General features: G+C 46.2%; 8 protein-coding genes and 2 pseudogenes. 5 read left to right on the top strand and 5 right to left on the bottom strand.

All coding sequences use genetic code 11. From position 1 onward, the window contains the following. Positions 1 to 55: 55 nt before the first annotated feature. A pseudogene (locus NLZ44_RS04400) lies at positions 56 to 1,161 on the bottom strand (RNA-guided endonuclease InsQ/TnpB family protein). A gap of 168 nt (positions 1,162 to 1,329) precedes the next feature. On the opposite strand from NLZ44_RS04400, the pseudogene NLZ44_RS04395 reads away from it, so the two are divergent. The 4 genes and pseudogenes from NLZ44_RS04395 to NLZ44_RS04380 all read left to right on the top strand — a co-directional run bounded on the left by NLZ44_RS04395 (position 1,330) and on the right by NLZ44_RS04380 (position 7,808). After that, positions 1,330 to 4,364 (top strand): annotated as a pseudogene (locus NLZ44_RS04395) (HEAT repeat domain-containing protein). Between the two features lie 58 nt (positions 4,365 to 4,422). Further along, positions 4,423 to 4,899 (top strand): Crp/Fnr family transcriptional regulator, encoded by a 477-nt coding sequence (locus NLZ44_RS04390; RefSeq protein ID WP_493751966.1) that lies wholly within the window; start codon positions 4,423 to 4,425, stop codon positions 4,897 to 4,899. A 573-nt stretch (positions 4,900 to 5,472) separates the two neighbouring features. Next, positions 5,473 to 5,979, top strand: a complete 507-nt coding sequence (locus NLZ44_RS04385) for a hypothetical protein (RefSeq protein WP_493751965.1) — start codon at positions 5,473 to 5,475, stop codon at positions 5,977 to 5,979. 206 nt (positions 5,980 to 6,185) lie between these two features. After that, positions 6,186 to 7,808: a peptide chain release factor 3 gene (locus NLZ44_RS04380; protein ID WP_035760108.1), complete on the top strand. Its 1,623-nt coding sequence runs from the start codon at positions 6,186 to 6,188 to the stop codon at positions 7,806 to 7,808. Positions 7,809 to 8,273: 465 nt separating this feature from the next. On the opposite strand, the gene aqpZ is transcribed toward NLZ44_RS04380, so the two are convergent. The 4 genes from aqpZ to NLZ44_RS04360 form a co-directional block, all read right to left on the bottom strand. Beyond that, positions 8,274 to 9,020: an aquaporin Z gene (gene aqpZ / locus NLZ44_RS04375; protein ID WP_006624338.1), complete on the bottom strand. Its 747-nt coding sequence runs from the start codon at positions 9,018 to 9,020 to the stop codon at positions 8,274 to 8,276. Between the two features lie 253 nt (positions 9,021 to 9,273). Further along, on the bottom strand, positions 9,274 to 10,467 hold the full coding sequence (locus NLZ44_RS04370; RefSeq protein WP_111891485.1) for an ABC transporter ATP-binding protein: 1,194 nt from the start codon (positions 10,465 to 10,467) through the stop codon (positions 9,274 to 9,276). Positions 10,468 to 10,885: 418 nt separating this feature from the next. Next, positions 10,886 to 11,302, bottom strand: coding sequence for a hypothetical protein (locus NLZ44_RS04365; RefSeq protein ID WP_493751964.1), 417 nt, complete (start codon positions 11,300 to 11,302; stop codon positions 10,886 to 10,888). Between the two features lie 69 nt (positions 11,303 to 11,371). Beyond that, entirely contained in the window at positions 11,372 to 14,002 is a 2,631-nt protein-coding gene (locus NLZ44_RS04360; protein ID WP_493751963.1) for a DNA gyrase/topoisomerase IV subunit A, read from the bottom strand. 285 nt (positions 14,003 to 14,287) lie between these two features. Between NLZ44_RS04360 and NLZ44_RS04355 the strand changes: the two genes are divergently transcribed. Beyond that, complete coding sequence (locus tag NLZ44_RS04355) at positions 14,288 to 14,686, top strand: response regulator (protein WP_006618172.1); 399 nt, start codon at positions 14,288 to 14,290, stop codon at positions 14,684 to 14,686. Positions 14,687 to 14,691 lie beyond the last annotated feature (5 nt).

Below are 14,691 nucleotides of genomic sequence, written 5' to 3'. Positions count from 1 at the left end.
ACCCCAGTTCCCCCCCCATAACTGATAATTTAGAAAAGAGTTGACACTCCCCGTTCTAAAGAGACGGGGATTCTTGGTTCGCGCTACTCGCCATTAGACCGCAGGTTTACACCAACAGCCCAAGATAGCCAATCTCCCCCAGCGTAAGTTCCGGCGTGCCCCGCCTTAGCTAGTCCGCGTTTCCGGATATTCACTGCCACATTAACATCACGGTCGGCTACATACCCACAGTGCGAACACATTATGTGTTCTTTCTCATAGGGTTTTCTTGACTCATTGACCCCAGTTTGAGCATTCTTGGCTGGTATAGCGAGGCTCTGCAGCTACCGTCACCTTGCCATATTTCACACCAAAATACTCTAGCCAACTGCGAAAAGTAGACCAACCTGCATCAGAAATAGATTTAGCTAGTTTTCGATTTCTTGCCAGCCCTTTCACATTCAAGTCTGTAGATTGGATAACGGAATATGCTAATCTCTTGCAATATTCTTTTCGCTGCCTACTTACTCTTAAATGCTTACGAGCATATCTATTTCTAGCTTTGTGATAGTTTTTAGATGGTTTTTGTCTGGCTTTCTTTTGAGCGTAACTGTACTTTTTAGACTTCTCTACCATAGCATCTACAGCATCTACAGCGATCGCAAATTGAGCATAGTATCCATCAGCCTGGCGGACTAATCTTACTCGCTTAATTTGTGTGATGTCGTAGTAGTTCAGGTCCCAGGTTCCCTTTAATTTCAGAGTCCCGATACCTTTTTTGTCAGAAAAGGTAATAGCTTTTCTGGTTTCCGAAAGTTGCCATCCGCTAGTTTTATATTCAACAGAGCGACTATGTTTTTTGAACTTAGGAAAACCTTTTTTACCCTTAACACTCAGCGAAGTCAAGGCTTTAACTTTTTTCTGACAGTTATCGTAGAACCGAGAAATAGCAAACCAAGCGCGTTCAGCAGCTGATTGTCTAGCCATCGAGTTCAATTCCTTGGCAAAAGGAAACTCAGCCGCTAAGACAGCACAATATTTATTTAGGTCATATTTACCCACCCCTTTATTATCCATCCAATAGCGCCAACATTTGTTTTGGATAAACTTAGATGTGCGAATAGCCTCGTCTATAGCTTGGTACTGAGATGGTTTAGCTTTGATGGGCGAACTCGTATACAATCATTGCTCACTCTAACAACCTTATGCTATTATAGGATACCAATGAAAAGATAGCAATAGTAGGTAGGCGAATAAATTTGCCCTAGCCGCTACATCCGCCCTATAAAGAGAGGCGGCAAAAGTGGCTATCAGGTGTTTTCAGATAACATTGAGGGGTCTCAATACGGGATGGAAAAGCGAATTGGTGAACCCGCAGGAGTGGGACAGGGTGTGCTACGCGGTCTAAATCTCCGCCCAGAAGAAGTAGAGCGAACCTTATTAATGTTCGCAGTTTATACTTTTTCATCCATCGGACTGATTTGGTTAGAACTAAGTACCGTCGGCCTATTTATTGATCAATATGGGGCAGAAAAACTGCCTTGGATTTATATTGCTAGTGCTGGGATCGGGTCTAGTTTGGGTGTAGTTTACTCTCGGTTACAGACCTTTTTACCCCTGCGCCGGGTGATTGTTCTGATTTTACTACTGATGGCAATCCCCCTGTTTCTATTTCGTTTTGGTTTGGGAATAGAAGATTTCCGGGTCTTGGGATTAAGTCTTCAGTTTGTCACCCTATTTGTCATGTGGCTGTGGGTTGAGGCTTGTTATCTTCTCAACGATCTCAATACCTCCATTACCTCTAATCAACTTTTTAACATTCGGGAGATCAAGCGCACCTATCCCATTATCAGTAGTGGTTATCTGGTGGCTGGGGTGGTTAGCGGTTTCTCCCTACCCCTATTACTGAGATTTGTAGGATTAAACAATGTCACCCTAGTATCTGGGACTATGGTTCTCGTGGGTGCAGGTGTTTTATTTTATCTGTCCCAAAGATATGAACAGTCTTTCCCAGATTCTTCCCGGTGGACCCCCGAAGACGAACTCCCCGAATTTAGTACCCGTAGCCTCAAAGGTCCCCTACAAGGCTATGTCATTCCCTTGGTGCTATTTTTCGTCATGGCTGAAGTCGTCTATGTCATGGTCGATTTCCAGTTTTTCAGTCAATTAGAATACCGTAGTGGTATCGGTGGCGCTAGTTGGATTGTTAGCTTCCTGGGACTATTTGAGGGGGTTTTGAGTACCTTCCAAGTAGCCACTCAGTGGTTTGCTTCCAGTCGCTTGGTCGAAAAAATAGGCGTGTTTGGTACAGCATCTATCCTTCCCGTGGGGGTAGTCGCCTTGGGCCTGTTTTCCTTGATAGGGGGGGCTACGGGTTTATTTACCATATTTATAGGGTTTTTGATTCTCAGATTTTTAGATGAACTGTTCCACTACACTCTCATCGAAACTACGGGGACGGTTCTATTTCAACCCCTACCAGAAAATATTAGGAGTGATATTCAGACCCTGGTTAATGGTGTCTTTGAACCCCTGTCAACGGGTTTGAGTGGTATAGGGATTTTGCTGTTGCTGTGGCTGATTCACATATTTTTACCCGATGGTGTCCCAGAAGGTATTTTCCAGCAAGACCAAAGTCTGATTTTTGTCGTAACTATTATTTTGTTGGCTTTTGTCTGGTTGTGGGTGGTCTGGAAAATTCGCTCCCAATATGTAAGACTTTTAGTTCGTAGTGCTGAACGCGGTCGCCTGGGAACTACAGATATTGATATGCGTAGCCTCAAGCGATCGGTGGTCGATGAGTTGAAACAGCCAACCCCAGAAGCTGATAAGCGTTCCTGTATTGAATTACTCAGCCAACTTGATCCTAAAAATGTCGGGGATACTCTGGTTCCACTACTGGAGATTATGTCCCCGAATCTTCAGCGTCAAGCCCTAGAACTGATGCTAGATTATCCTAATCCCGCTCATTTAGAGGCGATTAGATCCCTATCTCATAGCAGTCTACCTCCTGAAGTTTTGGCTTTGGCACTACGCTATATCTGGTTAACTGAATCTAACCCAGATATTAATCAGTTGAAACCTTACCTACAACCAAGGGTCGATCCGGTGGTACGGGGAACAGCTGCGGCCTTGATTATGCGTCGTGGCGATCGCGAACAAAAAGCGGCGGCTACTAATACTATCCGCCGCATGATCGTCTCTAATCAAGAACCCGAACGGGTGATGGGAGTCCGCGCTCTGGGTGATGCTGATTATCTGCAAGGGTTGCGAGTTTATCTTAATGACCTCCTCGCTGATGAATCTCTCAGGGTCCGCTGTTCGGTCTTGGAAGTCATTGCGGCTACTAAGATGGAAGAATACTATGGCTCCCTATTAAAAGCCGTTTCCTACCGTTCTACCAGAGAAGCAGCAAGAATGGCCTTAGTCCGATTGGGAAATGAGGCTATTCCTCTATTAATGAGAATAGCAACGGATATCTATAAATCAGATTTGGTCAGACTTCAGGCTTGGTCTGCTTTGGGAGAAATTGGTACGCCAGAAGCCTTAGATACTCTCATTGATAATCTGTTAATTTCCTGGGGAACCACCCGACGTAATATTCTCCGCATTCTCCTGAAAATTCCCGATGATGTGGGGATTGAAAGAACTTTAGACCGCATTGGACGTAATGGGGTGGAAACGTTAATTGAACAGGAGTTGATGTTTATTGGTCAAATCTATAGCACTCTTTTAGACCTCGAACCTGAAAAACCTACAGCTCCTATCTTACCTTCTACTGTCTCCCTTGAGGTCGCTTCCCCCTAGAAATGCTCTGTCGCGCGCTCCGTAATCTTGAATCGGATGCCATAGACCGCTGTTTTCTGCTGATGAAGTTCCTTTACTCCCTCGGATCTATTCAGGCGGCGGCTTTCAATATTCGCTCTGGACAACAGGGAAATATTGCTCGTGGGTTGGAAATCTTGGATAATACTGTTGATATTTCCCGTAAACGAGCCTTGATTGGCATTTTGGATAATCACTCTATTGTCCAAAAAATTGAGGACCTCTCCCCTTTGATTTCCTATAAACCAATGACACCTAGCGAGCGCCTTCGTCGTTTACTGGAGTTTCGCCATTTCCTCTCGGATTGGTCTTTGGCTTGTTGCTTCCACCAAGCGCGGTCCGCCAGTTGGAGCCTCACCGCTGAACAGACTTTGATGTGTCTGAGACATCCCACAGGTTTTGTCCGGGAAGCTGTTTTGGCTTACCTCAAGATGGGAGCGCGTCAGGCTTTGGTAGAATTATTGCCAATGCTACAAACCGATCCGGACCCTTTGGTGGCTCACCAAGTACAACAATTAATCTCGGAATTAGCTGTACACATAAAAACCGAAATGCCTTGAGCAATGGGGAGTCCCTCTGGATTCAAGTTTACTAACTCGCGCTTTACCTCGTCTGATTATGTTAACTAGCGTACAACGCCTATTGTTTGTCCGAAAAGTCCCCATTTTTCAAGAACTTAGGGATGATTTCTTGGTGCGTCTTGCTTCTGTTATGGATGAATTGTCTTTTCCCCCTAATCAAAGTATTTTTACTGAGGGACAAGAAGGGCGATCGCTTTATATTGTCGTTTCTGGTCAGGTCAAGGTTCATCATGGCGATCGTGAATTGGCTCGTTTGGGTAAGGAAGACTGTTTTGGCGAAATGTCTCTATTTGATGCTGAACCGCGATCGGCTTCTGTCACTACCCTAGAATCCTGTGAATGTCTCATGCTCACACAGATGCAGCTTTATGATGCTATTGATGAGACTCCTGGTATTGCGGTTAATATTATTCGCTTACTATCTCGCCGCATCCGAGAATTGAACCAAAAAGCCAACGCTCAAAACCCTAAATCTTCCATTTCCGAAGTTAAAGTCCCACCCCCTCGGTCTTGATGTATCTTGATTTTTTTTCAAAAAAAAAATTGGGGTCGCTTTTTTGCCTCGCGGGCATTGACAACCCAGGGCATTCCTGCTATTATATTGACAATATCTTTAATAATTGGGTATAGCCAAAAATAAAAATTTTACAAGCATCCCATTATATTAAAAGTGTAGCGCAAGTAGCCACGAAAGGCAACCCCCCCTCCCCCCAAAAAAATTCGCATTTTGCCAGTTGATTTTTTTTTCAAAAAAAAAATTGGGGTCGCTTTTTTGCCTCGCGGGCATTGACAACCCAGGGCATTCCTGCTATTATATTGACAATATCTTTAATAATTGGGTATAGCCAAAAATAAAAATTTTACAAGCATCCCATTATATTAAAAGTGTAGCGCAAGTAGCCACGAAAGGCAACCCCCCCTCCCCCCAAAAAAATTTTTTGCAACATTTCTTAAAATTTTGTTACAAAAGTTAATAAAGTTCTAGTTTGGTAGGAAGGGATTAGTCTGTAAGCTAATGTTTGGACACACAGTTACCCATTAATCCCAAAATTGGGCAGCTATTTGGCTAGGGTAGGTGTAGCAGTTCGTGGCTGACAGAAGCAGTCCGAGGGCGGGTGTAGCAGTCTTGCTGGTGTTGGTAGTAGCTGACAGAAGCAGTCCGAGGGCGGGTGTAGCAGTCTTGCTGGTGTTGGTAGTAGCTGACAGAAGCACCCCGAGGGCGGGTGTAGCAGTCTTGCTGGTGTTGGTAGTAGCTGACAGAAGCACCCCGAGGGCGGGTGTAGCAGTCTTGCTGGTGTTGGTAGTAGCTGACAGAAGCACCCCGTGGGCGGGTGTAGCAGTCTTGCTGGTGTTGGTAGTAGCTGACAGAAGCACCCCGAGGGCGGGTGTAGCAGTCTTGCTGGTGTTGGTAGTAGCTGACAGAAGCACCCCGTGGGCGGGTGTAGCAGTCTTGCTGGTGTTGGTAGTAGCTGACAGAAGCACCCCGTGGGCGGGTGTAGCAGTCTTGCTGGTGTTGGTAGTAGCTGACAGAAGCACCCGCCCCTACTGTCAATGCGGAAAGAAAAGTCTTGTATCTGCTATGATAATTCAATAGCCCAGGTACTCTGGGTGGTAATGCCTGTGGAGCTGTCGGAACGGGGTAAGACTGTTGGGAGGTTTCGGCCACTTGTACCAACAACTGCTGGGGAAGACCAAGGAAGCAGGAATGCCTTATCGTGAGGTAAGGAAGCCCGTGTCGTAATCTTTGATTCGATGACGGGAGGATGTCACGTCGGAGATGGCAAAATCTATCAAGGTCCTATGTCAACAGAAATTAAGGACGAATTACAGCTAGAAGTGCAACGCCGCCGTAATTTCGCCATTATCTCCCACCCAGACGCGGGAAAAACCACGTTAACAGAAAAACTACTTCTGTATGGAGGAGCCATTCACGAAGCGGGAGCGGTAAAAGTCCGCAGGTCGCAGCGTCACGCGACATCAGACTGGATGGCGATGGAACAACAACGGGGGATTTCCATCACTTCAACAGTGTTGCAGTTTGAATATCATAACACTCAGATTAACTTACTGGATACTCCCGGACACCAAGATTTCAGTGAAGATACCTATAGGACGTTGGCGGCGGCGGATAATGCGGTGATGCTGGAAGATGCAGCTAAGGGTTTAGAACCTCAAACCCGGAAGCTGTTTGAAGTGTGTAAGATGCGGGGCTTACCTATTTTTACGTTTATTAATAAAATGGATCGCCCTGGTCGGGAACCTTTGGAACTTCTTGATGAAATTGAGCAGGAATTGGGGTTACACCCTTACCCGGTAAACTGGCCTATTGGTATGGGCGATCGCTTTAAAGGAGTTTTTGACCGCCATAAGGGACAAATTCATCTATTTGAACGGACAGCCCACGGTTCTCGGGAAGCGGTAGATACAGTGATAGATTTGGGAGATCCGCGCATTGAGGATTTATTAGACCAGGATCTGTATTATCAACTCAAGGAAGAATTGGAACTGTTGGACGCTTTAGGTTCAGACTTGGATCTGTCGGCGGTACATAGTGGGAAAATGACCCCAGTATTTTTTGGTAGCGCCATGACTAACTTTGGGGTACAACTGTTTCTGGATGCTTTCCTAGAATATTCGTTAAAACCAGGTCCCCACAATAGCACGATTGGGGATATTCCCCCAGATTATCCAGAGTTTACAGGGTTTGTGTTTAAGTTACAGGCGAATATGGACCCGAAACATCGCGATCGCGTGGCTTTTGTGCGGGTATGTACAGGAAGATTTGAGAAGGACATGACGGTTAGCCATGCTAGAACCGGAAAAACGGTGCGTCTGTCACGTCCGCAAAAACTGTTCGCGCAGGATCGTGAGTCAATTGAGGCGGCTTATCCTGGGGATGTCATTGGTTTAAATAATCCGGGAGTATTTGCGATCGGTGATACCATCTACAATGGTCAAAAACTCGAATATGAGGGGATTCCCTGTTTTTCGCCGGAACTTTTCGCCTATCTGAAAAATCCTAATCCGTCTAAATTTAAGCAGTTCAATAAGGGTATTACAGAACTGAGGGAAGAGGGAGCAATTCAGATCATGTATTCTCAGGATGATTCTAAACGCGATCCAATTTTGGCGGCGGTGGGTCAACTTCAGTTTGAGGTAGTTCAGTTTCGGATGCAGAATGAATATGGGGTGGAAACTCGCCTAGAATTGTTACCCTATAGTGTGGCTAGATGGGTAGCAGGGGGATGGGAAGCGTTAACCAAGGTGGGAAGACTGTTTAATACTGTTACTGTTAAGGACAGTTGGGGTCGCCCAGTTTTGTTATTTAAGAATGAGTGGAATTGTCAACAGGTACAGTCGGAACATCCAGAACTGGAATTAAGAAGTTCGGCTCCGGTGGTGTCGGGTCAGCAACCGCAATAGTGGGAAAAATTGAGTAGGGACAACATATAGTTGTCCCTATCGTTTGTGTGTATATACAGAATTGACAGAAAGACAATGAGGATCCTTGTGTTGACTACTCCCCGCGCTAAAGCGACGGGGATTCCCCGGAGGGATTTCAGAACTTCCGACAAGTCGGACTCCTAGGCGAAGTCAAATACGCCTCTATAGGTTGCCCGAAGGCTTCCTTTTACTTATTTTCATTCAATCACCTTTTGTCTCTCGCCAATGAAACGTCTTTGCTGCCGACATTTCTGCATGATGCAAGTCTGCCCTCACGGGATGTTAAGCCCCTTTCATTTGGGTCATAGAGAAGGCGATACCATTCTATCATAGTCATTGCGGCTAAAGCCGCCGAGTCGTTTTTCCGCCCCGCTTTAAAAAGACGGAGCTACCAAACTCCCGAATTTTTGCCGTGTTGTATATGGAGGGAAGCGCAATAGTTAGTTATTCGACAATAGCGGGGGTTTCTTCGATTGGCGTTTCAGAAAATAAGGCTGTATAGGCATATCCGGCGGCGATCGCTCCTACAATGGGAGCCAACCAGAATAACCACACTTGACTAAACAATTCTACGCCAGCAAACAGGGCTGGTCCTGTGCTGCGAGCGGGGTTAACAGAAGTGTTGGTCACGGGAATGCTGATTAAGTGAATTAGGGTTAGGGCTAAACCAATAGCAATAGGAGCAAAGCCCTTGGGGGCTCGGCTATCTGTTGATCCCAAAATCACCATCAAAAACATGAATGTCAGAACTACTTCTGTGATTAAACACGAAAGTAAGGAAAAGCCACCGGGAGAGTGAGGCCCAAAACCATTAGTAGCCAGAGGATTAGTACCAGTAAGGATAAAATCTGGTTGACCTATGGCGATTAGATAGACCAAACCGGCGGCAACGATCGCACCTATAACCTGAGCGACAATATAGGGGAGTAAATCCGAGGCTGGGAAGCGTTTTGCTGCCCATAAACCAAAGGAAACTGCCGGGTTAAGGTGACAACCGGAAATGTGACCAATGGCATAAGCCATAGTCAATACGGTGAGACCAAAGGCGATCGCCACACCAATAAAGGCAATCCCAAAAGGATTATCAACACCCCGTGGAAATTCGGCTGCTAATACCGCACTACCACAACCTCCGAACACGAGCCAAAACGTACCGAGAAACTCGGCGATGCACCGTTTATTCAGGGGCATTTTTTTCACCTCAAATAACTAATTGGGTAAGTTTAAGCAGCAATGCTATCACGTCTGCTTCTGGGAGTGAATTGTTGTTAGTAAAACTTTATAATTGTCGTGGCTATCTGGAAGCCCTAGACTATGATTCAATGAACATATAACTATATGTTAACCTAACAGATATCTAGTATTTGTTGGGTATGCCCTGAGACCAGGTATGGCTTATATATCCTGTGGAAAAGCAGTTATAGAGTTAATTAAACATAGTTAATCAAAGACGATCGCCTGTTTGTGGGTGAAAAAGATGCACTTTTTCATGGGCGATCGCCAAGTTAATTTTATCCCCCAAACTGACATCAATGGCTGCGGGAATCCTCACCTGTAAGCCATCTTCTGGGGGGTGGGTAAACCTAGCAAATAACAGGGTTTCATGTCCCAAGGATTCGACCCGTTCAACCCTGACATTAAGATGATTCGGGCTAGGTTCTGCGAGGGTTAAATGTTCCGAACGCACGCCCAAAACGATAGACTGATCAGCCAAATTCGTGAGATTAGCTATGGTTTCCTGAGATAAACTGAGGCGAAAATGGGGATGGATTAACTCACCGGACTTAGACAATTTAACGGTGAGAAAATTCATGGGACTAGAGCCAATAAACTCGGCTACAAAACGATTAGCGGGGGAGTTATACAAAACCATGGGACTGTCAATTTGCTGAATTTGTCCGCCATTCAGGACAGCAATTCGAGTCCCCATAGTCATAGCTTCGGTTTGGTCGTGGGTAACATAAATAGTGGTAGTTCCTAACTGTCGTTGTAAGTCAACAATTTGCGATCGCATTTCGGTGCGTAACCTAGCATCCAAATTAGATAAGGGTTCATCCATGAGAAAAACCTGGGGATTTCGAGCCATAGCCCTTCCTAAAGCGACCCGTTGCTTTTGACCGCCGGAAAGTTGTTTGGGAAACCGATCTAGTAGGGGTTCAATTTGCAACATCTCAGCAATTTGTTGTACTCGCAGCGCAATGGAACGTTCCCGACTAGACTGGTTACGGAAGGAATTAGGAAAAGGGAGCGATCGCTTTATAGTTCCGGCTAGTCTTTGAGGCAATTTTTCGGGTTGGCCAGTACGTCGCAACCCAAAAGCCAAATTATCATAAACTTTAATGTGGGGATATAGGGCGTAATTTTGAAATACCATAGCGACATCGCGGTTTTTGGGAGGATAATCATTAACTAAGCGATCGCCAATCCAAATCTTTCCGGCTGTGGGAGTTTCCAAGCCAGCAATCAAGCGTAATAGGGTACTTTTTCCGCAGCCAGAAGGTCCGACAAACACCATAAATTCACCATCACGGACGGTGAGGTTAATATTACGAAGGACGGCTCTATCTCGGTCGGTTTCCGAGGGGGTATTTTCCGGGGAAAAACGCTTATAAATATTCTCCAAAACGACGATCGCCATAGTGATTAACCCTCGATTTTTGTACGGTGAATGGGGCTAACCACGGACAAAATCGGTTCCCCAGCATTCAATTCTACCAGGCGATCGCCATAACCATCCTTACCCCAAACCGGAACCACATCAGGAACTAAAGTTACCTAATGATTTTCACTGGTTAAACAATATACAACCTCACGGGGAGTAGTCGCGGCTAACCCCCGACAAGCATATCATGATGACGGAGAGTTTAACATCTGAGTACCAAGGACTAACTGGACTATGGAGGTTTAAGCGATCGCAATTCATTTTTGAGGGATTTTAATAACTCGGAGCGATCTGATCATCAACCGCCTACCCCCACCGGGTGCGATCGTTTGATTCCCGCTCAGTTAGTAGGGTGAGATGGTGGTGTTGGGTTCCGTACCTCCACCCAACCTACTCAAATAGGCGATCGCTCTTTGTTGCTAGGGTGAAACCCAACATTTGTTGCTTGGGTTTCACCCAACAGGGAGAGATATGACGGAAAAAGCGATCGCCCTTTGTTGCTTGGGTGAAACCCAACAGGGAGAGATATGACGGAAAAAGCGATCGCTCTTTGTTGCTTGGGTTTCACCCAACATTTGTTGCTAGGGTGAAACCCAACAGGGAGAGATATGACGGAAAAAGCGATCGCTCTTTGTTGCTTGGGTTTCACCCAACATTTGTTGCTAGGGTGAAACCCAACAGGGAGAGATATGACGGAAAAAGCGATCGCTCTTTGTTGCTTGGGTTTCACCCAACATTTGTTGCTAGGGTGAAACCCAACAGGGAGAGATATGACGGAAAAAGCGATCGCTCTTTGTTGCTTGGGTTTCACCCAACATTTGTTGCTAGGGTGAAACCCAACAGGGAGAGATATGACGGAAAAAGCGATCGCTCTCAGTGATTAACCCTCGATTGTTGTACGGTAAATGGGGCTAACCACCGACAAAATCCGTTCCCCAGAATTCAATTCCACCATGCGATCGCCATAACCATCCTTACCCCAAACCGGAACCACATCAGGAACTAAAGTTACCATACGATTTTCACTGGTTAAACAATAGACAACCTCACCGGGACTAATCGCCGCCAACCCCCGACAAGCATCATCACGGGTGTGAAACTGTAACATTTGAGTACCAATTCCCCCTCGACGGGAACGTTGGAGACTTTGTAGAGAAATCCGTTTAAAATACCCTTGTTCTGACACCAACAGAATAAACTGGTTGTTTAACTCACCCGTTGATGACAGCGTAATACAGCCCACCAACTGTTCATTTTTTCGGAGTCGGGTAGCCACAGAACCCTGAGCGGTTCTTCCCATGACCGGGATCTGCTCAGAATTAATATCCAAACGCAACAGCCGCCCCCCAGAGGTAGCTAAAACCACTTGATCGCCTGTAGCAGCCAGATTAGCATAACTCAACTCATCATTATCTTTGAGTTTCATTACCGTAATCCCCCTAGCACTCAAATCCATGAAATCAGTCCCGGAGAAGCGCTTAATCTTCCCCTCTGCTGATAGCATGATTAAATCAGTCTCTGGGGAAAAAGCACTCTTGGGGGAGGTTCCGCCATCAGTTGTCCGTCTTAGGGGAGAGCTTTGTAAACCCGCCCCCGCAAATGCAGCTACAATCAAATCTTGAGGGCGACTACTGGCATCTTTGGTGGCGGAGGGGGATAATAACGTGATTAAAGGTACACCACGGGACTTCTGAGAAACACTGGGGATATCAGCGACGCTCAAGGGGTAAGCCTTACCCATGCGGTTAATAATCACCAGGGTTTCCGCTGTGGTAGTTAGATAAGAAGCTACGGGAAAATCATCGATCGCCTCAATCGTAATATCCTCACGGGACTGGGGACGAGACAGGGCGCTGGGAGTCACTCGTCGCACATATCCTTTTAGGGTCATTTCGACCAAAGTCTCTTCTACGGCCGGTAATTGGGGGCGTAAAATCTTGGATTTCGTAGGTTTTGAGGAGGGATGCACCTCCTTAGAAGAGGGGACAGACACGGAGGGAGATTCCTGGGGTTCTGAAGAAACAATGCGAGTGCGACGTGGGTCTGAATATCGACGTTTGAGCGATCGCAATTCCTTTTTGAGGGATTTTAATAACTCCGCGCGCTCTGATAATAAAAGGCGCAGGCGATCGATTTGCGCCGCCAACTCCGCCGCTTCCTGCTGCAACTTTTGCCCCTCCAACTGCGTCAATCGTCTGAGGGGCATAGCTAGAATTGTATCGGCTTGCTCGCCAGTCAGATCTAAACGAGTTTCTAGGGACATTTTAGCCGAAGTACCATCGGGAGCATTTCGCAAAATCTCGATCACCTCATCCAAAGCTGCTAAAGCCTTGAGTAAGCCTCCCACCATCAAAGCGCGACGTTCCGCTATCTGTAACTCGGATCTATAGCGACGCAGGAGAGTTTGTTCACGAAACCCTAGAAATTCCTGGAGGATTTGTTTAAGGCTCAGTTGTCGAGGTTGACTGTTGACCAAAGCCAGGAAAATCGCCCCAAATTTCGACATCAAATCCGTGTGCTGATAGAGATTATGCAGCACCACTTCTGGGGTGGCTTCCCGTTTCAGTTCGATTACCACTCTAATCCCTTCGCGATCGCTTTCGTCTCGGATATCAGAAATCCCCTCCAATTTACCCGCATTCACCAAAACCGCCACCTTTTCAATCCATCCGGCTTTGTTGACCTGAAAAGGTAATTCCGTCACCACAATCGCATTTTTAGTGCGTTTACGACCCGCCGTTGGTACCTGCTCAATTTTCGCGACCCCCCGCATGACAATACTACCTCGCCCTGATGTGTAGGCTTCTGTAATCCCTGCTGTAGCCACAATTTCCCCCCCAGTGGGAAAGTCCGGTCCCGGAATGAGTTGCATTAACTTCTGATCGGAAAGGTCGGGATGATCAATCAAAGCGATTAAGCCATCGACTACCTCCCCTAAATTGTGGGGAGGAATATTAGTCGCCATACCTACTGCGATACCAGAGCTACCATTGAGGATTAAAAACGGTAGTTGCGCCGGGAGAACTGTGGGTTCTTGTTGGGAATTGTCAAAGTTACTCGTAAAATCAACCGTCGCTTCTCCTACCTGGGTAAGCAGTCCCTCATTACCAATAGCAGCTAACCGGGTCTCTGTATACCTCATGGCGGCGGGAGGGTCGTTATCTACCGAACCAAAGTTACCGTGACCCGCCAATAACGGATAACGACTAGAAAACTCTTGCACTAACCGCACTAGAGCATCATATACCGACTGGTCGCCGTGGGGGTGGTATTTTCCTAATACGTCCCCAACTACCCGCGCACACTTACGATAAGGGCGATCGGGTGTTAGCCCTAGTTCGTGCATCGCATATAATATGCGACGGTGTACTGGTTTTAAGCCGTCTCGGACATCTGGTAGCGCTCGCCCCACAATTACACTCATGGCGTATTCGAGGTACGATTGCTGCATTTCATTGGTTAATGATGTGGGTATCACTTCCCCGCTCAGAAAATTTAACTGTTTAGCCATGAGTTGGATCGATTTTAGGGTTTAGCAATTTTAATATTTGGGAAACTCTAGGGATTTCAACACCTGAGTTAAGGACGATTTCGGAGCCTACTATTTTAGGTTAACTGCAATGTTGCCCGGTTTTGACCAAAATTTTCAGATTCAATTGCGGGTTAAATCAGGTTCAAGTTGCTGTTTTGTGGTCATAATGATATCAGACGGGGATTTTTTGGGTTCGCCCAATACTATCAACGTCGTGTTATGATTGCACATCGTAACTGGAGAGTATGTCCAGCGGAGACTCTGATGAAGACCGTTCTGATTGTAGAAGACGATCCGGTTAATGCCCGCGTTTTTGCCAAAATTTTGAGCAAACGAGGGGGATTAGCGGTTAAGCACACTGAAAACGTAGACGAAGTAATGCAGATAGCTCGCACTAAAGAGGCTGACCTGATTTTGATGGATGTGTCATTGGCTCGCAGTGTGTATCTGGGTAAAGCAGTCGATGGGATTAAAATTACCCAGTTGCTCAAGGCTGATCCAGATACAGCTAAGTTACCAATTATTCTAGTGACCGCCCACGCTATGGCGGGCGATCGCGAAGATTTTTTGGCGGAAAGTGGCGCTGACGACTATATTTCCAAACCTGTGATTGATCATCAAGAATTTGTCAATAAAATTAAGTCCCTACTCCCCAAGGATTAGCTATG

It is taken from the genome of Arthrospira sp. PCC 9901, assembly GCF_059013425.1.
This window is presented reverse-complemented; position numbering and strand designations above follow the sequence as displayed.